This window comes from Bradyrhizobium sp. LB13.1 (assembly GCF_054056815.1).
On the sequence record NZ_JBSRYQ010000001.1, the window covers coordinates 4,706,607 to 4,728,658 of the forward strand.

At 57.5% G+C, this 22,052-nt stretch carries 19 protein-coding genes and 3 pseudogenes; 16 read left to right on the forward strand and 6 right to left on the reverse strand.

Annotation, left to right across the window (positions count from 1 at the left end; all coding sequences use genetic code 11):
- Positions 1-455 precede the first annotated feature (455 nt).
- From ACVWYI_RS22430 to ACVWYI_RS22440, 3 genes are all read left to right on the forward strand, one after another.
- A complete protein-coding gene (locus ACVWYI_RS22430) occupies positions 456-1,001 on the forward strand; it encodes a VanZ family protein (protein WP_354053356.1) in 546 nt (181 codons plus the stop codon).
- Between the two features lie 80 nt (positions 1,002-1,081).
- On the forward strand, positions 1,082-1,387 hold the full coding sequence (locus ACVWYI_RS22435; RefSeq protein ID WP_354053359.1) for a hypothetical protein: 306 nt from the start codon (positions 1,082-1,084) through the stop codon (positions 1,385-1,387).
- Between the two features lie 329 nt (positions 1,388-1,716).
- A complete protein-coding gene (locus ACVWYI_RS22440; RefSeq protein WP_354053355.1) occupies positions 1,717-1,917 on the forward strand; it encodes a hypothetical protein in 201 nt (66 codons plus the stop codon).
- A 35-nt stretch (positions 1,918-1,952) separates the two neighbouring features.
- On the opposite strand, the gene ACVWYI_RS22445 is transcribed toward ACVWYI_RS22440, so the two are convergent.
- Positions 1,953-2,171 carry a cold-shock protein gene (locus tag ACVWYI_RS22445; RefSeq protein WP_354053354.1) on the reverse strand — a complete coding sequence of 73 codons (219 nt, stop codon included), beginning with the start codon at positions 2,169-2,171 and terminating at the stop codon, positions 1,953-1,955.
- Positions 2,172-2,729: 558 nt separating this feature from the next.
- Entirely contained in the window at positions 2,730-2,975 is a 246-nt protein-coding gene (locus ACVWYI_RS22450; protein WP_354053353.1) for a PilZ domain-containing protein, read from the reverse strand.
- Positions 2,976-3,513: 538 nt separating this feature from the next.
- Here ACVWYI_RS22450 and ACVWYI_RS22455 point away from each other — a divergent pair.
- From ACVWYI_RS22455 to ACVWYI_RS22470, 4 genes are all read left to right on the forward strand, one after another.
- Positions 3,514-3,726 (forward strand): helix-turn-helix domain-containing protein, encoded by a 213-nt coding sequence (locus tag ACVWYI_RS22455; RefSeq protein WP_354053352.1) that lies wholly within the window; start codon positions 3,514-3,516, stop codon positions 3,724-3,726.
- Between the two features lie 204 nt (positions 3,727-3,930).
- Complete coding sequence (locus ACVWYI_RS22460) at positions 3,931-4,080, forward strand: hypothetical protein (RefSeq protein WP_456663229.1); 150 nt, start codon at positions 3,931-3,933, stop codon at positions 4,078-4,080.
- A gap of 66 nt (positions 4,081-4,146) precedes the next feature.
- Complete coding sequence (locus tag ACVWYI_RS22465; protein WP_354053351.1) at positions 4,147-4,431, forward strand: hypothetical protein; 285 nt, start codon at positions 4,147-4,149, stop codon at positions 4,429-4,431.
- Positions 4,432-5,237: 806 nt separating this feature from the next.
- A complete protein-coding gene (locus ACVWYI_RS22470) occupies positions 5,238-5,849 on the forward strand; it encodes a LabA-like NYN domain-containing protein (RefSeq protein ID WP_456663230.1) in 612 nt (203 codons plus the stop codon).
- 940 nt (positions 5,850-6,789) lie between these two features.
- Here the strand turns inward: ACVWYI_RS22470 and ACVWYI_RS22475 are convergent.
- Positions 6,790-8,826: an acyltransferase family protein gene (locus ACVWYI_RS22475; RefSeq protein WP_456663231.1), complete on the reverse strand. Its 2,037-nt coding sequence runs from the start codon at positions 8,824-8,826 to the stop codon at positions 6,790-6,792.
- Between ACVWYI_RS22475 and ACVWYI_RS22480 the strand changes: the two are divergent.
- From ACVWYI_RS22480 to ACVWYI_RS22490, 3 genes and pseudogenes are all read left to right on the forward strand, one after another.
- Positions 8,826-9,127 (forward strand): annotated as a pseudogene (locus ACVWYI_RS22480) (hypothetical protein); the annotation flags it as partial. The gene ACVWYI_RS22475 and the pseudogene ACVWYI_RS22480 sit on opposite strands and share 1 nt — an antisense overlap.
- Before the next feature lie 10 nt (positions 9,128-9,137).
- Positions 9,138-9,407 (forward strand): hypothetical protein, encoded by a 270-nt coding sequence (locus ACVWYI_RS22485; RefSeq protein WP_354053349.1) that lies wholly within the window; start codon positions 9,138-9,140, stop codon positions 9,405-9,407.
- A gap of 1,011 nt (positions 9,408-10,418) precedes the next feature.
- A complete protein-coding gene (locus ACVWYI_RS22490) occupies positions 10,419-10,598 on the forward strand; it encodes a hypothetical protein (RefSeq protein ID WP_456663232.1) in 180 nt (59 codons plus the stop codon).
- 1,329 nt (positions 10,599-11,927) lie between these two features.
- Here ACVWYI_RS22490 and ACVWYI_RS22495 read toward each other — a convergent pair.
- Entirely contained in the window at positions 11,928-12,554 is a 627-nt protein-coding gene (locus tag ACVWYI_RS22495; protein ID WP_456663233.1) for a hypothetical protein, read from the reverse strand.
- Positions 12,555-13,038: 484 nt separating this feature from the next.
- Here ACVWYI_RS22495 and ACVWYI_RS22500 point away from each other — a divergent pair, with 484 nt between their 5' ends.
- Together ACVWYI_RS22500 and ACVWYI_RS22505 are read left to right on the forward strand one after the other, a co-directional pair.
- Positions 13,039-13,344 carry a PilZ domain-containing protein gene (locus ACVWYI_RS22500; RefSeq protein WP_354053167.1) on the forward strand — a complete coding sequence of 102 codons (306 nt, stop codon included), beginning with the start codon at positions 13,039-13,041 and terminating at the stop codon, positions 13,342-13,344.
- Positions 13,345-14,264: 920 nt separating this feature from the next.
- Positions 14,265-15,050, forward strand: a pseudogene (locus ACVWYI_RS22505) (outer membrane protein).
- A gap of 1,040 nt (positions 15,051-16,090) precedes the next feature.
- Here the strand turns inward: ACVWYI_RS22505 and ACVWYI_RS22510 are convergent.
- Positions 16,091-16,859: pseudogene (locus tag ACVWYI_RS22510) on the reverse strand (substrate-binding periplasmic protein).
- 64 nt (positions 16,860-16,923) lie between these two features.
- Between ACVWYI_RS22510 and ACVWYI_RS22515 the strand changes: the two are divergent.
- On the forward strand, positions 16,924-17,760 hold the full coding sequence (locus tag ACVWYI_RS22515) for a sugar phosphate isomerase/epimerase family protein (RefSeq protein WP_354053168.1): 837 nt from the start codon (positions 16,924-16,926) through the stop codon (positions 17,758-17,760).
- Positions 17,761-18,522: 762 nt separating this feature from the next.
- Here the strand turns inward: ACVWYI_RS22515 and ACVWYI_RS22520 are convergent.
- Entirely contained in the window at positions 18,523-19,521 is a 999-nt protein-coding gene (locus ACVWYI_RS22520) for an AraC family transcriptional regulator (protein WP_354053169.1), read from the reverse strand.
- A gap of 105 nt (positions 19,522-19,626) precedes the next feature.
- Between ACVWYI_RS22520 and ACVWYI_RS22525 the strand changes: the two genes are divergently transcribed.
- The 3 genes from ACVWYI_RS22525 to mddA all read left to right on the forward strand — a co-directional run bounded on the left by ACVWYI_RS22525 (position 19,627) and on the right by mddA (position 22,052).
- Positions 19,627-20,562 (forward strand): hypothetical protein, encoded by a 936-nt coding sequence (locus ACVWYI_RS22525; RefSeq protein WP_354053170.1) that lies wholly within the window; start codon positions 19,627-19,629, stop codon positions 20,560-20,562.
- 43 nt (positions 20,563-20,605) lie between these two features.
- Positions 20,606-21,178, forward strand: a complete 573-nt coding sequence (locus tag ACVWYI_RS22530) for an OsmC family protein (RefSeq protein ID WP_354053171.1) — start codon at positions 20,606-20,608, stop codon at positions 21,176-21,178.
- Positions 21,179-21,320: 142 nt separating this feature from the next.
- Positions 21,321-22,052, forward strand: a complete 732-nt coding sequence (mddA, locus tag ACVWYI_RS22535; RefSeq protein WP_456663234.1) for a methanethiol S-methyltransferase — start codon at positions 21,321-21,323, stop codon at positions 22,050-22,052.

Genomic DNA, 22,052 nt, shown 5'->3' on the forward strand with positions numbered 1-22,052 from the left:
GTCGAAATGGGCATTCTGCTAATCAAAGCTCTAGAGAAGGTTGCAATCTTCCTTGGTACGCTTGCTCTTCGCTTAATCTACACCCCGCCCCGTGAGTCGTCGAAGAGATGGCGGCGAAAGGAATCCCTGAGAAGATGTTCTTCTCACCCGAGGCAAATCGAGCAGAAAGACAGCGGAGGACAGCCCCTCTACGCCGATTATCGTCATGACGGCAACGCTAACATCTGCGAGTAAAACATGCTCAGGAACCGGTCTCGGCGCTGGAGCAAAGAAGACAAACGTTTTCTCGAGCTCGCTTCAAACAACGAAATACCGAAGCGAATATCTATCATGCTCGAAAGAAGCGAACGCGCTGTCGCTCGACGGCTCAGGAAATTGAGATCAACGCCGACAAGGTGTCAGCAGGCCCCCCGAGAGACTGGACGAACTCTGGGGGCTTCGGTATTCAGCTGACCATGGCGCATAAACTGATCGCAGTTTTGGCTTGGGTCGCCCTTGGGCTAATCGTCGTTGTGACACTCTCGCGAATTGGGCTGCGCCCAGAGACGGGCTCTGTCAGACTGGAACGTTTTGTGGCTTATGGGCTATTGGGCGCCTTGTTCGTGGCTGCCTATCCACGCCACTTTGCGCTGGTTATGTCCTTCATTTTGGCCGTCGCCATATCCCTTGAGCTGCTGCAGCATCTTACTCCCGATCGTCACGGCCACATCACCGACGCCATGCAGAAGATCGGTGGTGGCGTCGCCGGCTGCAGCATTGTGCGCCTGGTTCAGGTTTGGCGCGAGCGCACCACTGAGAAAGTCCTGATGACCGTCCGCATCATAAGGCACTCGATCGTCTCTGACTGCGGCAGTTTCGAGGTGCGGTTTTCTGACGGAAGACCTAGCGTCTTATTCTACTGGGACGATATCCTGTCCCGCCGGCTGGGTCCCGAGCAGGTCGATCAGGAGACCGCCAAGAAGCAGGCGCAGGAGTTCGCGAGGAGCGTTTCCGAGCCCTGAGCAAGCGCGGTCGCATCCAGCGCCGATGATGGTTCGACGTAATCCGTCGGAACGATCTCACCGGAAGCCCGTTGTTTGCGATGGTCAAAACGCCCGATAAATTTCGCGAAAATGCCGAGAACTGTCTGCAACTCGCCGAGGGGGCGACCAATGCGCAGGCGGCACTCCGTTACAAGCGGATGGCGCAGGCGTGGTCCGCCTTAGCGACCGAACAGGATTGGCTCGACGGTCATCCGACACAAAGTGATCGGGCCGGCGAGTTGGCGGCAGACGCGATCGATGGTTTGCGCGATAAAGATGCTAGCACTGCTGACGTCAACGCTCGTAAGAGCCGACTCATAGAGGGCGCAGTTGAGTTTCGGAAATCGCGCGTGGACAACGATTGACGTCAGACGCGCGCCTCTCGTTGGTCCTCCCGACGCGACCGAACTGCGCCGATTCCATCGCGGTCCGCCGCATCGCAGTTTTCGTTAAGCATTTCCCGCTAAGCGGGTACCATGTTGGGAGCGTTAGGGCAGTTGCTGTTACGAGGTGCGATGAGCGTTGGAGGCTCCGCGTTGACGGCCCTCTGCATCGCCGGAGTCCTATGGCTGGTAGCGACCCACTTTCCGACCAAAACACAAGCAGTCGTCGAAACCATCGCCTTCAAAAGCGGTTGCATACCCAGCCGCTGCGGCACGAGGTGAGCGCTGAGCACTAGGTAGCGGGAACAGCGATGCTTTCCAGGATCGAATATCCCCACTGGTTGATGCTCGCCGGGGCCGTCCTCGTGCTGGCGGGCTTGCTCGGATGGGCGTTCCAAAGAAACGTGCAAACGGCCGAAGAAGTGCGAGAACCCGCGGCCCCCAAAGCCGATCGACTGGCCGTCGAACCGAAGGCGAGTGCCAAACAAACAATGACCAGCGAGCGCTCGTAGCGACGGACTTCCCGCCCCCGACTGGCCGTGGTTGGTCAACCCATCCGTAGATTTTCCGCCGAGTCTTTACCGCGATTGTTCACGACGTCGAAGCTGACTTTTGCGCCCTCGGCGAGTGAGGTGAAACCAGCTTTCTCAACGGCGGAGATATGAACAAACACATCCTTGCTGCCGTTATCAGGCTGAATAAATCCGTAACCCTTGGTCGAGTTGAACCACTTCACAGTTCCCATAGCCACTTTTAACTTCTCCATTCTTCAAAAACCAAAAGTAGGTCTCGAATTTTGACTAAAGAAAGGCTTGTCGGGGACGCACGTCCGGGCGATCGATCGAACCAGTAGGCTTTCCCATCAGCTCGACCGCCGCCAAGCTCGTAATCGGGATCGCTTGCGATGTCCCGAGCGATCCGCGCACCGTATCGGACGCGTAGTTGAGCAGAGCTAAATAGCTTTCCTGGCCGCGATCATGGTGATGGCGCGCACTGTCGGAAACGACAGGGGTTTGTCGAACAGCGCCATTCGCCAGGGATGCCGCGATAGGCCGGCATTAGAGCCGACAACAAGCAATCCTCAGTTGAAGGGGTTCGATCTTTCTTGCGCCTCGGCTTGCGGTCGCGCGCTTCAGTTGCGGCTGGATGCAACATCGCAAAGTAAATGCCTTGCACCATGCATCGATACCCCCAGTGACGGCCGCTGACGCCGCTCCAGCAGCCGCAGCGCGTGATGCAGTCGACACCGAATACCGGATGCCGCACCGGAGATTTGGAGAGCCGCGCGGCTCTCGGCTGGGACCAACAACCTAGCAGAGCCGACTCAATCGACTTTGAACACGACCCCGATGCGAGTATCACTGGACCAAACGAGACGACAATCTCTGATGATACGGTCTCTTTCCAACATCATCTTGAATGTGGGACGCATGTGCAGCTTCGTCGGTAACTCGATCCCAGCCCCGTCCTCCGAGATGTTGAACACGCGGCAACGTTGGCTGCCGCCATCTCCAAAAATGTATGCGACTAAGTCGACGTCCGAACGATCAATCTTTCGGCGATCCGGCATGATTACCCTTGAGCTGACGCGGCTGTCTCGTGTCCTTCACTGGCCGATGCTATTTCAAGCAGCCTAAACAGCCTCGCGATCCGTGCTGCCAAATCCGACTCATGGTCGGAGACGTCGTGTCCGTCTCGCTCAAGGACCTCGATCAGGATTGCTTGGTTCTGAACATAGGTTGCCTTGTCAGCGATCTCTCGCGTCAAAACAACCAGTTGGTCAGCATTATCTGAGGTCACGGCAATCTCTTTGGTCGGACTGATCACGCGCAGAAGGGTGCTATTTTGCAGGCTTAAATACTTACAGATCGTTACGCGAGCACCCTGGACCGCCCTTCCTCGGTCTGCCTTGCACGTTCCTCCCCAACACCCTCCTCGTATTAGCGTCTTTGACTGCGGCCCTAGCGCCGTGGCAGTTCGGCCTTGGCTGAGCAACCTGGGTCTGCAAGCGCCAATCCGGCGACTGTTCAGACCTCCTTACCCTGAACTCATCATTCACGATTCTGACGTACGATGATGGTCCGCAGCGCTTTTGATGGCATGAATCGATGTCCAACGATCGACAAGAGATACGTCCGTGGTCGCCTGAAGAAGAAGCGCAACTACTTGCGTTATTCGACAAGGGCATGACTGCAACCGAGCTAGGCGAGCGGTTGGGTCGCAGTCGCCAGGCCGTCTACGGTCGGTTACAACGTTTCCGCAAGCAGCGAGGCCGAGTGAGCCGCACCAGCGGACGCACCTTCGCGCAATGGGTTGGTTAGCCGGGGGTCCTCCCCCGGCACAACAGCCGCCGGCTTTGCATCGTTCACCGCGGCAACAACCTTCCTCAGCAGTGCGGCGCCGTGCTGCGCGCGCGCCAGCTGGACGATTCGCAACCGTCGAGGCGACGTACCCTTAAAGGGTGTGGATTTGCGCTGCCCCTAAGGGAATGGACGGAATAGCGGAGAATTGCCTAAACTGACGCGATGCACCGCGAAATCAAAGAGATGCTGATCGGTTCAGGCATCATAATCCTACTCGGCATCGGCATCATCGCATGGCCGCCCCTCGGCCTATTCGTTTATCGCTATTTTTTCTCGTACCTGAGACTGGCGCTGCAGTGGCTCATCTCTTGAACCAGGTCGGCACCCACCCTGACACTTTCGGACTCCCCTCGACGCAGCGTCCAAGGTTAGCAATCAATGTCCGGTAATCCATTGAGTAATGAAAACGTAGCCGAAAGGCTTAAACTCGTGCGCAAAGCCGTTGCCGGGACGCAAACGGCGTTTTGTAAGCGGATTGGGATTGAAATCCCCCGTTGGAACAATTTCGAACGTGGCTTTCCGTTGTCAAAAAGCATCGGCATTCTGCTAGTGCAAAAGATTCCTGGCCTTACACTGGATTGGTTGTTCTTGGGAAAAGCGGATGGATTGCCACTCCAACTTCGCAATGAGTTAGAGTCCGCCAAGCCGCAGCGAACAGCCTGATCATACCCGTCACTCCTGTCGGTGAAGGCGCGTTTAAGTTTCGTCACGCGTAGTGGGTGAGTGCGCGGCTTGCGAACTGCGCGCTATGTTAGTCGTTGCTTCACGATAGACATTGACGGCGGCAAGATGCCGATCCCGCACTCAGACGTTCGGAAAACGAGCGTGCAGCGGCCGCGGCACCCGCCTGATCTAGATTGTAACTCAGGCCAATTTGCCCTGCTCAATCAGCCTCAGCGCCATCTCGGTTCTTTCTACAAAGACGCGTCGTGTTACGAGGCCATCCTTCGCTGTGACTGATTAGGCGAGTGTTTTGCTCGTTGAGCCGGGCCACCGTTGGATAGTTTCGATCTCGCCGCCCGGTAGTGAGCCGAGAGCAATATCAGGAAAAGCGCGCTGGTCGCTTTGTATTGGCGGCGGCGCGGCTGGTCTCCCGCCCGGACATCACGGTCGCCTCTTCGCAGGTGCACCACGCGCCAAGCCCACCCTCGGCCCCGCCGCTGTAAGGCAAAATCAAATATTTCGAATTGGTCAGGCATTGCGCTGCACAGCAATTCCGGGCAGTCGAGAATAGTCGAAAGCGCGGATCCAATCCACAAGTCGCGGACATGCCCCTCAATGCCGCCAGTTGGAATTTTCCTCGCCTTGCCGAGTTACGAATTAATTTCGGTCGGAGCAAAACTGTTTGAAGGTTAAAGGACCCCAGTATACGATCGGAGGCTCCGGCTTTGATGAAAGCTTTGGAAGTGCCGCCTCATTGGCGGGTTCATATTCCCCGCAGCATGGCACTTCGTGCTTCCGAGATTACAATGTCGTCTCCCAACAGGATTGCGCTCTTCATCGACGGAGCCAATCTCTATGCGACCACCAAGACGCTCGGCTTCGATATAGATTACAAACGCCTGCTGAGCGAATTTCAGAGCCGCGGTACGCTTCTGCGCGCGTTCTACTACACTGCGACTATCCAGGACCAAGAGTTCTCCTCGATCCGTCCGCTGATCGACTGGCTTGACTATAACGGCTTCACCGTCGTCACCAAGCCGACCAAGGAGTACGTTGACACCGGCGGCCGGCGCAAGGTCAAGGGCAACATGGATATTGAGCTCGCGGTCAATGCCATGGAGCTCGCCGATCACATCGACCAAATGGTGCTGTTCTCCGGTGACGGCGACTTCCGGTCCCTGGTGGAGGCGGTACAGCGCCGCGGCGTTCAAGTCACCGTCATCTCCACGATCGCGAGCCAGCCGCCGATGATCGCCGACGAGCTGCGCCGCCAGGCCGACGTGTTCACCGATCTCATCGAGCTCCAAGCCAAGATCGGCCGCGACCCGTCCGAGCGCCCCGCTCCACGCGGTCGTGAAGCGCGTGGACACATGTCGAAATTCTTGCAGGAGCCGAAGGGAAACGACCCTCCCGGCTAGACAGTCAAGGATCGCCCGCATCGACGGACGGACTTCAATAGAACAGCATCACCGACATCCAAGCGGCGAGCGACGCACAGAGACCAATTCCCAAATACGGCAATCCAAGGCGCATCGGGTTTCTCCTCCGAGACGCGAAATATGCCTTAGGTTTGCATGTCTGCAGGCCGACGACTACGAATCTACGGTTGTGCTGCTGCCAGCCCCAGGCGACGACTTGGTGGAGCACTCGACCGATCCCTCGGCTTGCTGTGATCTTCGACGTACAAGAGCACCGTGCGCCGTGTGCCGTGGTCGGTTAGCTTTTGAAATGCCCTAATCAAGCGCAGCATCTGTAGATCTTCGACACTGTTCGACATGGCGAAAACCTCATGGAAAAAGTTGGCAAGCAATGGGGAAACTATGCAGCGCTTCGCCTCGCAGTGGAACGCGGCGCGCACGCTACGCTCGGTGAGACCTGCCGCTTGTGAACCACTTCACATAATGCGCATCACACCCGCGTGCAGTAGTCCGCCAGCGTGAACCGGCGGGCCCGAGTCTCTTAGTGACTCTGATTGCTGCGCGCTCAGTACTTGGGTTTAAGACCAAAGACCGACGCTAACCCTCTCTACTAGGGTATCTCGCCGCCGCGAAATGCAGGCGCATCCAGTGACGGTGGTGCGTACTTTGCGGGGAACATGCGATTGGTAGCTCTGAGGAACTCCCGGTATCGGCGAGGAGCGTCCTCGATAGTTAGTCTCTGCTCCAGGATCGCAAGGATCATGTCGCCCATGGCTTCCTGACGGGCTTCGATATCGAGAATGCGTGGAAGGGCTCGCTCGACCGCGGTGAATATTTCATGTGGCTGCCCCCGCAATGATGCCGGTGAGCGTGGGTGTGCGGAGGTTGCTGCGAACGTTGACAGAAAAAGACGGTGTTCGGGTGATCCGCCGCAAATGATCTAGGGCCCGCGAAGTTGCAGCGCCGTGAAGAGGTCAACTTCTATCGACCGGATTAGGTAGCGTGATCCAGGTGCAGAAAGATGCGTGCCGTCTATTGCGGTCGGGCCCTGATGACTAATTCGGGTAAGACAGCCCGACGCTTCGCAGAACACTTCCCAGGCGGAGAGGTATTTAGCTCCGTGCTCCGCAAAGAACGTGCGCGCGCTTTCCTCATCCCACAGATTGCTCACGAACTGGGACGACCTCTCCGGCAACAATTTGCGGTGAGTGATGTAATAAGCGATTTGTTGCTCAGGCAAGCCGCGCTTCCATGAAGGAACGGGCCCGAGCACTATTACCGCGGCCCCCGCCGACTTAAGTGCAGCGATTGTATTGGACCACCCTGTCCTCTCAAATTGGTTTAGCGGACCATTTGCGTGCAACAGCACAGCGTCTGGCCTGATGCTGGCAATAGTCCTGATAACCTCCTCATTATGACGAGTGCAGACCGAAGGCGATCCGTCCAATAGCGGCATGCAGCTGCTAGCAGTGAGCTGCGCAATTCCGAAGGGATACTCCGCTTGCATCGACCGCAAGCCCGGCATGAGAGCGCCGGCAGTCGAGTCTCCCCATACCGCAAGTGTGGGACGTACGGCCTCCAAGCACTCAGGAAGAATCTCCGCGCTAGTGCCAAGGTCGAGAAGGCAGACCCCAGTTCGCCACGCTTCAGGGCGTTCGGAGTTGGCCGTTTGCAGATCGGCGGGAAATCGCGACGTGAAACCATTGAAGTTGGCGAAGACGGCCCCCGCCAAAGCAACCGCAATCATCGCAGAGGGCAAGGCATATTGCATCCGGCCGCGTGCGGCGCGTCCAAACCTAAATGGCCTCTCGACGAACACGAAGGTTGTCCAAGCCAGACCGTAAGAGAAAATGACGGCGGCGCCTCGTTCCAACAAAGTAAGTGGCAAGAACTTCACAGCGACCGCGAGAACAAGAACCGGCCAATGCCAAAGGTAAAGCGGGTAACTGATCTTGCCAGTAAAAACGGCCAGTCGATTAGAGAGCAGATGAGAGGCAAGGCGGCTACGTGCTCCCGCGACGAGAACAAGCACCGCGCCAGCAACCGGCGCCGCGGCTCGCCAACTCGGATAAGCCATGCTCTGGTTTAAAAACACGAATGTGCCGACTATCAGGAACAGACCAAAGGCGACGAGCAACTCGGGCCGGTCAATCCTGGCGCCGGGGCGCTGTTTGAACTGCCAAGCGACCAGGGCGCCGGCCATCAATTCCCACGCTCGGGTGAACGGCAAATAGAAATCAGCGTCTCGGCGCGAGGCCAGCGCAACCGAGAGAATAAATGACGGAACGGCGACGACCCAGATAGCCGCACGCCATCGCGTGGGGCTTGCGAGCAGCACGACGGCCACAGGCCAGAAAATATAAAACTGCTCCTCGACGCCGAGCGACCAAAGATGGAGCAGCGGGAGAGTATGGGCGTCGGGGCTGAAGTAGCCAGATTGAAGCCAGAAATAGAAGTTTGCGAGGAACGCTGAACCGGCGACGATTTGCTGCCCAAGCATATCGAGAGATGCCGGCAGCAGGACAAACCAGGAGCACGCAGCTGCGCTCGCGAGCACAATTATCAACGCGGGGAAAAGGCGCCGCACGCGGCGCGAATAGAAGCTCGCGAGGGAGAACGACCCTCGGGCGACTTCATCGAAGATGATGCCCGATATCAGATAGCCGGATATGACGAAGAACACGTCGACGCCGGCAAACCCGCCGGGCAAGAGTTCCGGGAAAGCATGGAAGGCGACAACGCCAACCACGGCTAGCGCCCGCAGCCCGTCGATGTCAGCCCGATATTCTGGATGTGCCCCCATGACGGCGCAAGCTAACCGCGAATTGTTTCTGGTCAAGCCGAATGCGGGCTCTCCAAAGTCTTGCTTGACGAACAGGTGGCATTCCCGTCCGTCGAAGCTACAAAACCTAGCGGCTTGCGATTTAGCGCGCGCGGAGGAATCCTCCGGCATGAGCACCAAGTCGCGAGAGGTCATCTGGGTCGGTGCGAATGGAAGGATACGGGGGCCGGCGCAACCGTCTCCGACGATTGCTCAATGCTTGAACGGCGGGATGGGCTGGCTGGAAGTTGAGTGCAACAGATGTAAGACGCGTGCGAGCCTGCCACTTAATGCAATCCGGCGGCCTCCAGAAACACCGATTTGGAAGCTGGAGGCTTCACTCAAATGCCGATCGTGCCGCAAGGGTCGCAACGCGCCCGCAGTCCACATGATAAAGCTGACCAAAAGCCAGAGCATTACGCCGTATAAGTGGGTCCATCCGAACGAGGAACGGTGACAATCAGTCGATGATAAAATTCGCCGAACAGCGCCCTTTTGCCAATCCGGAAGCTGCCGCCCGCCAGCTGGTTCAGCTCGCTTCAGGCATCGAGGCGGTACAGGACGGCCGAATCCACATCGAGAAGATCAACTATCCCTTCCTCTACACGCTCAAGGGAAGCGGCGCGGAGTTCGGCGCCGGCATCAGGTGCGCTGTCGAAAAGGGTTGGCTCGAGCTGCACGAGAGCGGGACCTACGTGCGGCTACTGACACCAAGCGAGAATCTATTGACGCGCTGAGGAACCGGTCGGGCATGTTTTGCTTGAATCGGCGCCAGCTCGCCACTGAAGCTGGCGGAGCGGCCCCGGCCTACCCCAAAGCCCCCCTGAAGCCGGGCCGTCTCTCATCCGTCAGGTGACCTGCTAGCAGTCCGCGGCGCCGGACCAATGTTCCCGCCTACGCTGGATTCCGAAAGCGTCGATACCTTTGGGTGGTAGATTCAACGTTCGACAAGTCGCCCTCACCGAGAATCGCAGGAACGAGTTCGTCGCTCACAACCTTCTCCATGAGAAATCGTGCAAGCTTGGAGCGGGAGATTCCGCGTTCCCTTGCTGCCTTTTGTAGATACTCATCTTCCAAAGGAATGACGATGTTCTTAATAGCCACAATGTGCCCCCGTGATGCTACTTGTTTCATATTTGCCCTCGTTTGCTGACCGGCAAATTTGGTGAGAATTGGAAAGTACTGTGGCGATAAACCAACGTATACACGCCGAGTCCTGCAGATGTGCGTTCCTCCATCGAGGACGCTGCCCTTTCATATGAAAGGATAGGCCCGCCAGCGTGAACCGGCGGATGTTGTGGGCAATTGAAAGCCATCAAATGCGCCCGCCTGCTACTTGCTGAGCACCGCAGGGCGAGCGCGCATCACAGATCAACAGGTGGCGTACCAGCCATCAGGAAACGGTAGCAGAGGCCAGGCGCCCGCGTTGTCGTTCGCGACCTCTGGCATGACGTTGATGGTTCCCGTCCCGCTCAGAGCTCTCTCAGTAGGAGTTGAAGAAGGGCAGGCAGGAGGCGCACGCCCGCGATCAGGGGAGCGTTGTTCGGAAGGCTCTGTGCTGGAGCGCGTAGACTCTATGGAGGGCATAAAGTGCACCTCGCGTGTTCTAGAATATAAATCCAAATATAAATAATTAAATACATTAAATCTTTTGCTAAATCAATCTAAATGGTTGAATGGTTTAGAAGGCAGCTGCGTAGCTTCGACGCGGGTGCGTTTTGACTTTTGCTCGTGCCGCGGACTCAACAATGGCATTGTTGGAATTAGCGCACTGGCTGATGATCGGAGGAGCCCTGCTGGTAGGTGCCGGCTCTTTTGGTCTCCTCGTCAGCCGAAGGAAGGCGGACCGGGTTGATCGAGCTCTAGACGAGCCGATCGATCTGCCGGCCTTTCCGCTCCTCAACTCCAGCCCAAAGAACAACGCATAGTCACCTACCACAAGCGATAGCTGGCGCCGCTGCGCTGAGCTTCAGGAACGTATCGCCTCTATCGCGTGAGCAATCAGGATTGCAGCGCTGACCGCGACGAGGATGACTAGCAACCAAGTGATCACGTTCGTCTCCAGACATGGAGTTGAACGCGCTCAACCGCGCACAGTCAAAAACAACCCGCCGGCAACCTAATTCGGCGCGGGGGCGAGGTTTCAACGCAACTGTTGCGTCCGCTATGGCCCTATAGGCCGAACGCGAGCATGAGAAGAACACCAACAACGCACGCCGCAAGCAAGAGTAAGAAAATACCCACGGCGCCCCCGACTCATTAGGGATTTGCACGGAAACTTACATCATCATCCGGGGGGCGAGCCCAAGCTGCCCAGGCGCCTCAACAATCAAAGGAAGCGCTGGCGGACCACGTCCGTATGTGGCGGCGCCCCATTGGCTCAGATCATGCCCACAACAATGAAGAGTGCCATCTCGACCAGCATAATTGCTCCCGTCAGCGCAGAGATCAGAAAGAAGTCACCCAGGGACAGGAACTTCATCGTTCACTCCCCATATGCCGACGAAACGGCCCCTGCATCCGAGGGTAACCAGGGGGCGGGATGCTGGAGCCGTTTCTCGGAGAGCTTGACGCGTTCGTCCGGCGCCAAGATATGCCATAATTAATCCTTATTTAAATGTTGTCTACATTTAATTTTGATTTAATTCTGGATTTTTTGTCCTCACGACACGTGAGTAGCGCTCGATTTGCGCCTCTCGTTGAAGCTAAACATTAATTTTTGAATGATGGTCGTTAGCGAGTGCTCAAAAGCTTCACGAGGATTGATCCCTTCAAGATTTATACGAACGCAGGGCGCTTCCGAATCGCGGATTTATTGCTGCGCCAAACTCCGGACCCCCCAGATTGCCTTGCTATAGCCAACCCCCGCGCTGGTGCTGTCCGCATTGCATCCGAACTGTAATTGCCCCCTCCGGTTTTCTCGCCTTTTGGCCGAGACGGTTGGGATTTCAATGGACGTTCCGGCTCCGCAGCCACCAGAGCACAGGGCGCGGCATACTCACGTCTCTTTTCCGGCTTTGGGGCGTCGTCGGACTGTTGTTCAACGCCGGCACGCTGTTCGGTCTCACCGGCAGCATCGGCGTTGGGACGTCGGCGGTTCTTGCTGCCTCCGCATCGATTTGGATCGGCGGTATGATCTTGTTTGGTATAGCAGCCCTACTCGCTCACACAGAACTTGACGGTGAGCGGCCGAACAAAGAAGACTACGGCGACGTTCGGGTTACGAGGTAGAATGCGGTCATCGTGCTGGCAGCCTGTCAATTGAGCGACCTGCCGAGGTCAGAGTAGATCAGCCCCAGTTCGTCATCAGATAAAGGGCTGACCTTTTTGGCGGCGTGCGGAAATTTTGAAACGCAGTAGTAGACGAGAAGAATTCCCGACACCCTGTAGATCACTTGGTCTTTGCTGCGTCCTACTATTCTCTCTCGAACAAATTGTTTGCTGCTCCACCACTCGTCGATAGCTGTCTCAAAGTCCGTTCCAACAAGGTGTGCGTAGTGATCCACGATAAGAGACTGGATCGGACCGTGAGAAGCCTCTAGTCCAATCCAGGAACGATATTGACGGTCCAGAAACAGCGACATCTGCTCGCTGTTCGCGAGCGCTGCTTGAATTTCCTCATGAACCTTCGCGAAGTAATCTCCGGTCGCCTCGATAAGCGCCATGCTTTTCGCGGCCGACCTCTTTAACGAAGGAGTGGCTTGCACGTTTGGCTTGTAAATCGTGTCGTGAGTTAATTCGCTATAGGCGTGCTGAAGAAGCGTTCTCACTTGTATCTCGCACGGCGTATCGGCAGGAATTTCAATGGAATCGAAATTTAGCAGATTCTGGATCTGACAATGTAATGCAACGATTGATAGTACGAATTCATAGGGGCGGAGCATTTGCTCTTGAACGTAGTCCCTCGCCTTCTCTGCAAACGGCCGGAGCCTTGCTCTCCGTTGACGTCCCCCCTCACCTCACAACACCCGACGCGCCTTCGATGCCCCTCACCTCCACCACTTCCGCCTGCCCTTAAGCTCGCGGCGAAACGTCTTCCAATCGGTGTCGTGTTCTGGCTGGATCGCCGCGCCAGCGTGGTCATTCGCATATTGATGCACCATGCGCCGCGTAATGCCATTGGCGTCGATTGACGTGAGCAGAGTCTTGCCTCCAACCCAGTGCGTGCCCGAATTAACCACTAATTCCGATCAATTCTAATTGGACAACAACACTGCTTGTTAGCCTGGGCCCCACCGGCTCAACATGTGAGTATGGCCGTTTTTCGGGCTTCGGCGGGACCGGAAAACTGACTTCGTAAAGAGCGAATCGCAATCGCAGCGATCGCTTCGATTCGAAAGTTACCTCCTCATCTTGGAGCATCTCGCCATGATCGAACGTCGTGCAATGGAGCGCATAACGATTAACCGGGCGGCGCAGCTGTCATTTGGTGGAATTCGTGGGACACATCCATGTATGGTGCGCGATATCAACGCCCTTGGGGCCTGCATCTCCACACCCTACTACGTGTTTGCGAATGAATTTGTGCTGTCGTTCAACGGCCATTCCGCAATCTTTATCTGCCGCGTCGTGTGGAGAAAAGGAACTCTTTGCGGCGTCTCGTTCCTTCTGCGCCATCGCTCGCCGAAATCGGCGGACTATTCCAGCGAGCCCCCAAACGTGGCAGTTGAGTAACGAGCGACTAACGATTGCGCGCTGACGCTCCTCAGCCGGAATAACGACGAGGTCGTTGGACATTGGTATCCTTTTTGAAGGCGCGCGGTAGATCTGCGGTCGCGGGTTTGCGTACAGCCGGGCGGCCCTATCATTGGTCATAGTGCGCGCCTTTCGGCGCCAAATGTGCGCTAGTTCACAAAGCGTCTGTCGGGAATTGGACTAGAATTCCTCATAGGCGTCGGCCTTGGAATGGCAGCACGAACATTCACATTCTTTGATGCGAGTGCGCCCGCCGTTACTGGTTTACTTTGAGGCGTTTTTTTCAGTGGCTTTTGTGTTGGGGGTATTCATGCCGAATTCTCGCGCGACCCTTCTCGCCCAACGATTCAACGAACTCTCTTCCGAACTCTCAAAATTGGAAAACCTTCGACTTCAGGTCGAAAAAGCCGAGCGACGCATCCGCAGTGCTCCCGCATTCCGGCCGGCTCAGCGCAATTTCGTCATCGCGCGTACCGCGCCTCTGCTCCGACGACAGCGAGCGCCTTGACCCGATAGATAGCGGGGGCTGTGCCGCCTCCGCAGCCACCGCAGACCCGGCAGGCGAAAACGGCAGGCGTGTGATTTGGGACCGGCTCCGCGTCGAGGCACTACGCTCGGGAGCCGCCCGCAGGCAGCTTAGGCGGACGGCCCAGCTTCGGTCGCGATGTTCTTGGCTTATGTGGAAGTGCAACCACGACCAACCGTACTCTCAAAGCTGCGAAAAGTGCCAATATCCGGCTCAAGTAAGTATCCACCTTGCCTCCGAACGTCTTGTAAATCGTTCTCCGCTGGATGCCCGACGCTCGCGCCAGCGCTGAGACATTCTGACCCAACACGACTTCTTTCAACGCAAGGATGGCCTCCTCGGCATGGTTGCCAACGAAGGCCTTGGTCAGCCGATGAAAAAGACTTTGCTTGCTCTGACTGCATTAGCCGCGATGACCGGTTCGGCCTCGGCCGCTGACCTTGCTGCCCGTCCCTACGTGAAGGCCCCGATGCCGGCGCCCGTCGCCAACTGGACCGGCTTCTACATCTTCGGCGGCGGTGGCGGCCTCTCGAATGCCGACCAAGACATTAATGACACCGCCACGGGCACCCCGCTGACGATCGATCAGCGTCAAGGCGGTTCCGGCTGGTTCGGCACGGTCGGCGCGGGCTACGATTGGCAGTTCAACGGCACTTGGGTCGCCGGTGTGTTCGCTGACGGTTAGTTCGGTAGCATCCGTTCCACCATTCAGGACCCGATTTTCGACATCACCGGTAACCAGAAGCTGGAAACCTCCTGGGCCGCAGGTGTCCGTCTCGGTTGGCTCGCCGCTCGGAACGTCCTCACCTTCGTCAACGGCGGTTACTCGGGTGCTCACTTCGGCCGCACAAACTTTTATGGACCTCGCCGGTGTTGATGCTGGCGTCCATCTCAATGGCTACAACCGCAACGGCTGGTATGTCGGCGGCGGCGTCGAGAACAGCCTGAACTTCTTCGGCATCAACTCGCCCGGCTGGTTCATGAAGACCGAATACCGTTCGGCCTTCTACGAGCGCAAGACTCAGAGCGAGCTCGACAACTCACCAACGTCCCGTTCGTGGGCGGGCACGACATCCGCGCCAACAGCTGGAACCAGACGATCTCGACCTCGCTGGTCTATCGCTTCAACTGGAGCGGCCCGGGCATCGGCAGGTACTGATCTGGTCTAACCTTTCACTCGTCAAAGCCCCGGCATCGTCCGGGGCTTTTTCGTTGGTCTCCTAGCGAACGTCTCGCCTCGATCAAAGCAGCTCCTGTGACCGTGCCGCTCGCGACCGGAAGGCGAGCCAAGGCGCTGGTGGTTCTGAGAGGTGGGATATCGTTGGGTTGGATCATTTGTAACTTCGGTTTCTTTTCATCAGCCGCGCCCGAAGTCCGAGCGCGACCTCGATCGGTTCAGCCCGGCGATTGGCCGGCGGCAGACGAGGCGCCACGCGGTACCCCTCAACATTTGATTTGCAGACGCGCGTGAAACTGGGGGCGAGCGGTCGCTAAGAAACGATTGGTTCTGAAGCTGCGAACACCCCTCCCCACCCCCTTACAGCTGACACGCATTCCTTCACGCCTTCCCGCTGTGCGGCGTTTCGTTGCGGTGTCGTTGCCGAGCGCGATGCATGGCATCTACCTGGTAAGCATTGCCCTCTCTCACATCGCTCGCCACCGAGAAGGTTACTGCCTGCCATCCATTGGGAGAAGACCGACGTCTGGATGGCCGATAAGAGGATGCCGCTCCAAACGCCTTGCAGCGTAAAGGTGAAAGATCAACCAATGCACGCGTAATGGCCGACAAGAAAACCCGCGATGGCATCTTCATCGTCATGAGCCATCGACCGAAGCTGCGGACGATGTTGGCGTGGCTCATGGAAAGCACTGGCTTACATCTTTAGTAGATGTGTCGCCTATCAGGCCATATGGCGCAGATACGAGGCAAGCAAAGCTAAGTAGATGGCTCCCGTTCCTGGAACGCTGAAATCGTGATTGTCTAATCCAAGTTGGGGCGAGAATAATGCGACCGGGGCTGGCAATCCCTTTTCATTTCGGATTTTTAAGGAGACCCGGGGGCCGCGGTGGCTGCCGAAAGAAGCGCCGCAAAGGCTTGTCAATGCACACGCCGACCCAATCGAATTGAGTCTCATCATCGCGCCAGCCGCGACGCATCCTAAGACATGGCGTCTGCTGGGTTGTGCCGGCGTGACGGGGTTACCTTGGCGCTTGTAAGACGACACCGTAGCGCTCGTATATCCGATTGATCGTACCGTCGGTTCGCAGCCGGTCCGGATCTCTCTCGATTGCTTCGCGCAACTGGTCATCCGGGCGCACCATGCCAACGGCAACATTCCAGTTGAGATCCGCCTCGTTGTCGTCGAGTCCGAGAATGTGAACCGCCTTGTCCGGATGCGTCAGATTGAAGTAGCTCGCCGTCGTCGGGGTGACCGCTGCCGCATCAATTTCATTATTGGCAAGAGCGTCTAGGCTGTCGACCTCGAAACCAAAGGTCGACGTGGGCACGTGGCGCTCAGTCAGGGCCATAGCGGCCATCGATCCGACCAAGACGCCGACTTTCGAATGCTCGTCGAGGCTCTTGAATGAGGTGAGTCTGCTTCCAAGGGGAACGGCCAGCGCCACGCCCGTGCGGTAATACGGCTTCGATATCTTCAGATTGGTCGTGCCCTGCGCCTCGCGATCGGCGATGACGTCGAGCACGATGTCACAGCCCGCGCTCCGCATCTGGTATTAAGTGATGATCCAGTCCGGCCTGAGCGAGACGTCGAGCTCGCGCGCGAACGCGTTGCCCAACTCGATCTGAAATCCCGGAGGGTCGCCGGCCTTGTTGGCGAAAGGCAGCGAGTTGGGGTGGGCGCATAATCCGAGCACACCGGAGTTACGGGATCGCATCGAGAGAACGGGCCTGCGCCACATTGGTTAGTCCCAGCAGGGCGCTGACCACGAGGGGAAGATAGGTCTTCATGGAATCACGAGTGTAGATCAATGTGGCCTAGCCTTCATGTGGCTTCAGAGCGCGGATGAACTTAATGATCTCGTCGACCTGCGCATCGCTGAACGTCGCGCCGAAGGCCGCATTCGGACGAGAGCTGCGGAAGATTGGCCTGCAGCTCTACACGGTTCGTGACCTGCTGAAGGTCGACTTTGAGGGGACCCTGAGGAGGGTTGCCCTTCTCGGATACCGAGAGGTTGAGTTTGCCGGCATTCTCGGCTCAGACGTCAGCCGCACCCGCAAGGTCCTGCGCGGCCTGGGTCTCACTGCCCCATCACTGCATATCGACTACGCCAGCCTGCGGGACAATGCCCAACCATCGTTCGAGATCGCTCATTTGCTCGGCAGCCGTTTTGTCGTTTGTCCATGGTTGGATCCAGCGGTACGGAAGAGCACCGATGATTGGAAGCGGATCTGCGACGATCTGAACACGATCGGTCAACTGGCATCGCGTTCTGATTTGACGCTCGCCTATCATAATCATGACTTTGAGTTTGCGCAGTTGCCAGGTGGCATCCAGCCTTATGATGTTTTGCTCAACCGCACGGACAACAACTTCGTCAAGTTCGAGCTCGATGCTTATTGGGCAGCCAAAGGAAATCTCGATTCTGCGCGCGTCTTGAGGGCACATCCATCGCGGTTTCCCCTGGTTCATCTCAAGGACATGGCAGAAGATGGTTCGACCACCGAACTAGGTCACGGCACAATCGACTTCGCCCGCATACTCGAAGCTGCGTCCCAGAGCGGCGTGCGACATGTTCTCGTCGAACAGGATGTTTCAACCGATCCGCTGCGGAGCATCAAGACGAGCATCGCATTTCTTCGGAACCAGCCATATCTTTCGCACGGCTCCATTCCACCACGCACGCCCTGACATTTGTGATCAGCCACACCTGATCGTGACTCCCGTCGGGTCCCTGGAGGAACTAGCATTTCGGTTGCCGGCGGTCCCCTTGCCGGCCCGATGGAAAGCCTAGCCCCAGTTTCCTTGGTCAGGAGCTGGGGCTTTTCTTAAACCGATTGGCTCAGCTCTTCCGTACGCGATCGGGCGCGCACATCAAGAAGCACCATTCGTCAATGCCAACGCTCGTGTGGCGCTCGACTTCTTACGCCGTCTTTCTCGTGCTAGACTTCTTGATACTGAACCACGCTACCAAGTTTGTCTGCGGGCACCTCGGATGCTGATCAGCGTCTAACGAAACAGTCAGACAAAAAGAGGTAACGATGAACAGACGCGCATTTCTCACCACAACAGCAGCCGTAACAATGGCAGCAACCGTGAAGCTGGCTTCGGCTGCGAACGTGACGCCATTTGGCCAAGCGGGCGTTCCAACCAGATCGACCGAGCCATTGCCATTGGGGCCGCTCTCGGGAAGCCGCCAGAACGGCCGCTAATCGGCGTGGAAGGTTTTCGTCGGCCACGACGGCGCCTCGGACCAGTGCAGCACAAGCTATCAAAGCACGTCTGGCAATCTCAGGCCATAATCAATGTCCGAGTTGGGCCACTTCCGGACTCATGCACTGCAGCAACGAGCAACAATGTTCGATGCATTCGCGTGCCGGCGGAGAAAGTGTCCCCAGGACCAATCGCTGACGGGCTCGGTGGAGCTTTCGAATGTAACAGATTGGACGCAGCCTATCTGTTCGAACGTCGCCAAGTGGCTGGCGCAGTCCCGAACGCCTTCTTGAAGGCGCGGGAAAAAGCGGCCTCGGAACTGTAACCGATCAAGTCGGCAACTTGCGCAAGGGACGCGCTGGAATTGCGGAGTTTCTGGGTCGCGACCTGCATGCGCCAACTGGCGACGTAGTGCATCGGCGGCATGCCGATCAAACTAATGAAGCGGTCGGCCAGCGCTGAACGCGACAGGCCGACCTCGCGGCTAAGGTCATCCACGCTCCAGGGCCGCGCGATGTCTCGGTGCAGCAGTGCCAGCGCCCGCGCAACGTGTGGGTCGCGTAAACCGGCGAGCCAACCGGTTTGGCCCTGGGGCAGGCCTTCTGCGTAGCGCCGCACGGCTTCAACGAACAACAGTTCCGACAGCTTCGCCAGCACGGTCTCCGAACCTGGGCGGCCAGCGGCGACCTCATCGGCGGCATATTGGAAGGTCGAGCGGATCCATTCTGCTGCCCCGCCTTGCTCGGCATCGAGCTTTAGCAGCGACGGCAAGGTGGAGATCACCGGGTTGTCTTCGGCACTATCGCAGCCGAGGTACCCGCAGATCATCCGCGTGCGTTTTCCTTCGCCGCCGTGATGGATCGTGAACAGCCCGCCTTCTCTTGGCGGTTGGATAATATCACTACCAGCTACCGGCGGCAGGTTCAGGTCGCTACCCACCAGATGCAAGTCGTTGCGCGGCAGCAGAACCACGTCGCCGGCTTCAAGCACGAGGTCTTCTCCATCCTCGCCGTCAACCCGGATATGGAGTTCGCCCTCGACGACATAGTGATAAAGAATCATGTGCGACGTTGGCCCGAGTGCCGGTGCGCAGTGTTCCGGCGCGACGCGGGCAGCCATACACCATGGCGCGAAGAAATCGGCCTGCAAGAACACGCCGCCAGTCAAATGCGCCACTCTCAAAACGTCGGACAATGCATCCATACCGAGCGTTCTATCAGAAGCCGGTGTTTTGGTCATGTCTCAAGGTACGCCGGTCATAGACCCTGGCCCGTCTGGCGGCTTAAACATCGTTGCGACAGCCGATCGGCCTGTCTGCGCCATTGGTCGCGAAAGGAGATTGAAATGAACGTGATCAGCAATATCTCTGACAGCAGCGAACGGTACGCACGCTGTGTTCAAACGTCCAAGCGGGTTCGTTGGGACATCGACAAGGATGTGATCCGGGGCCGCAACTTCGATACCGCTCAGAAGTTTCTTCCAGACGGGCTTTCGCTGGCGGATGCGTTCACGACCCTGTCGGTCGATGAAAAGCGGTACGTTAGCCAGATCCAGGGCCGCACCTACGCCAACATCTTTGGTCTGGTCGAGCGCTTCATCAATGCCAAGGTCCTGGAGCTGAGCGAGGACCACTGGTTCGGCGACCAGATCGCGCTCGAGGCATTGGTACGGTTCAGCGACGAAGAGTTAAAACACCAGGCGCTGTTCCGTCTTGTCGACGCAATGGTCGGTGATGTCCTGCCCGGCGGTTATCGCTTCGACGTCGATCAGAACGCCGTCGCCCATGTCGTCCTAGGCAAAAGTACCTGGGCGGTGTTGGCACTGACGCTCGATATAGAGCTGTTCACCCAGCTTCACTATCGCCAGAGCATCGACGCCGATCCCCAACTCTCCGAGCTGTTCAGGGACGTGTTCCTGTTTCACTGGAAAGAAGAAAGCCAGCACGCGATCCTCGACGAACTCGAATGGGTGCGCCACGACGCCGGGTTAACGGTGGAGGAGCGCAATTTCGCGGTCGACGAATTCGTCGAGCTGGTTGTGGCGGTAGACGGCATCCTGCAGGCGCAGGCCAAGGCCGACGCCGGCTATTTCACGGCAACATGCGGCCGCGAGGTCCAGGACGCGGAGGCGCGAATGATCGAGGCCGCATTCCTCAAGGCCTATCGCTGGCAATACATCCACTCAGGCGCCCAGCACCCGCATTTCGGAAAGGTGCTCTCGAACCTGATCACCGAGGACCAGGGCAAGCGCATCCAGTCGGCGCTTGCCACGCTGCAATAATCCTAACGCAACTCATAACATCACTAATCACAGGAGACTTACCGTGCCCGCACAAACGAAGACTACCGAACCCACCGTTATCAACGGTATCAACGTCGACGACCTATTTGCGCTAATCGACGATGTCAAGCGCGACGCTTCAAAAGGCAGGACGAACTGGCGCGTCACCACGACCTGGCAGGGCCAGGCACGGAGCCGCGCCGAAATCGAGAGTTATGAGATCGGCGGGAAAAAGGTGCCACGCCGCTTCTCGATCGACATCGACGAGCCCGGCGAACTCGGCGGATCGAACCGTTTTGCCAATCCGCAGGACCATCTGATCGCGGCACTCAATGCCTGCATGACGGTTGGATATGTTGCGCAGTGCGCGGTACGCGGAATCACCCTCGAAAGTCTCGCGATCGAGACCGACGGCGCGATCGACCTCCGCGGCTTCCTTGGAATCGATCCTGCTGTCGCGCAGGGCTACGAGGACCTTAGCTACACCGTCCACATCAAAGGTGACGGCACAAAGGAGCAGTTCGCCGAAGTCCACAACGCGGTAATGGCGACCTCGCCCAATTTCTACAACTTAGCCCGAGCCGTGGTCCTTAAACCGGCCTTAGTCATCGATTGATCACTTATTTGGAGGCGGGAGGCCGCGGCTGCAGACAAGCAGATGCCTCCCTCCTCCGCTACTGGACCTAGGAAGGCACGGTTCGCCTACTTACGAAACTCGTCTATGCGGCGCCTAACACCTGGAATAGAGGAAGAATCCCATGGGCCGGTTCATCTCGTTTCTTTACGGTCTGACATGTTACATCGTTTTCCTTCTTACCATGCTTTACGCGGTCGGCTTCGTGTCTGGCGTTGCGGTGCCGAAAACCATCGACGCCGGAAAAATCGTGCCGACGGTGGAAGCATTTACTGTCAACCTGCTCCTGATTTGTGTCTTCGCGATTCAGCACAGCGTGATGGCGCGCAAGATGTTTAAGCAACGGTGGAAGCATTTCGTTCCGGCCGCGCTCGAGCGAAGCACCTATGTATTGTTCTCAAGCTTGGTACTTGCCTTCCTGTTCTGGCAATGGTGCCCAATACCCGCGCGGGTGTGGCAGATCGGCGATCCTCAGATCGCCATGGCAGTCACGAGCCTATCGGTTTTCGGATGGATGATCGCACGAAGCAGCACCTTCCTGATCAACCATTTCGAGTTGTTCGGATTGCATCAGGTCGTGGATAATCTCACCGGTCGCGAGCCGTCGGGGCAGCGCTTCCGCGCGCCCGTGCTCTACAAGCTGGTTCGACACCCGACCTATCTCGGCCTCATCATCGCCTTCTGGGTGGCGCCCACGATGACCATCGGGCATCTGCTGTTCGCGGCTGCAACCACGGCCTACATCTGTATTGGCATCTTCTTGGAAGAGCGAGATCTGGTCGATCTCTTCGGCGAAGATTATCGGAGTTATAGAGATCGTGTGTCGATGCTGGCGCCCTGGCGCAGATCGATCTAA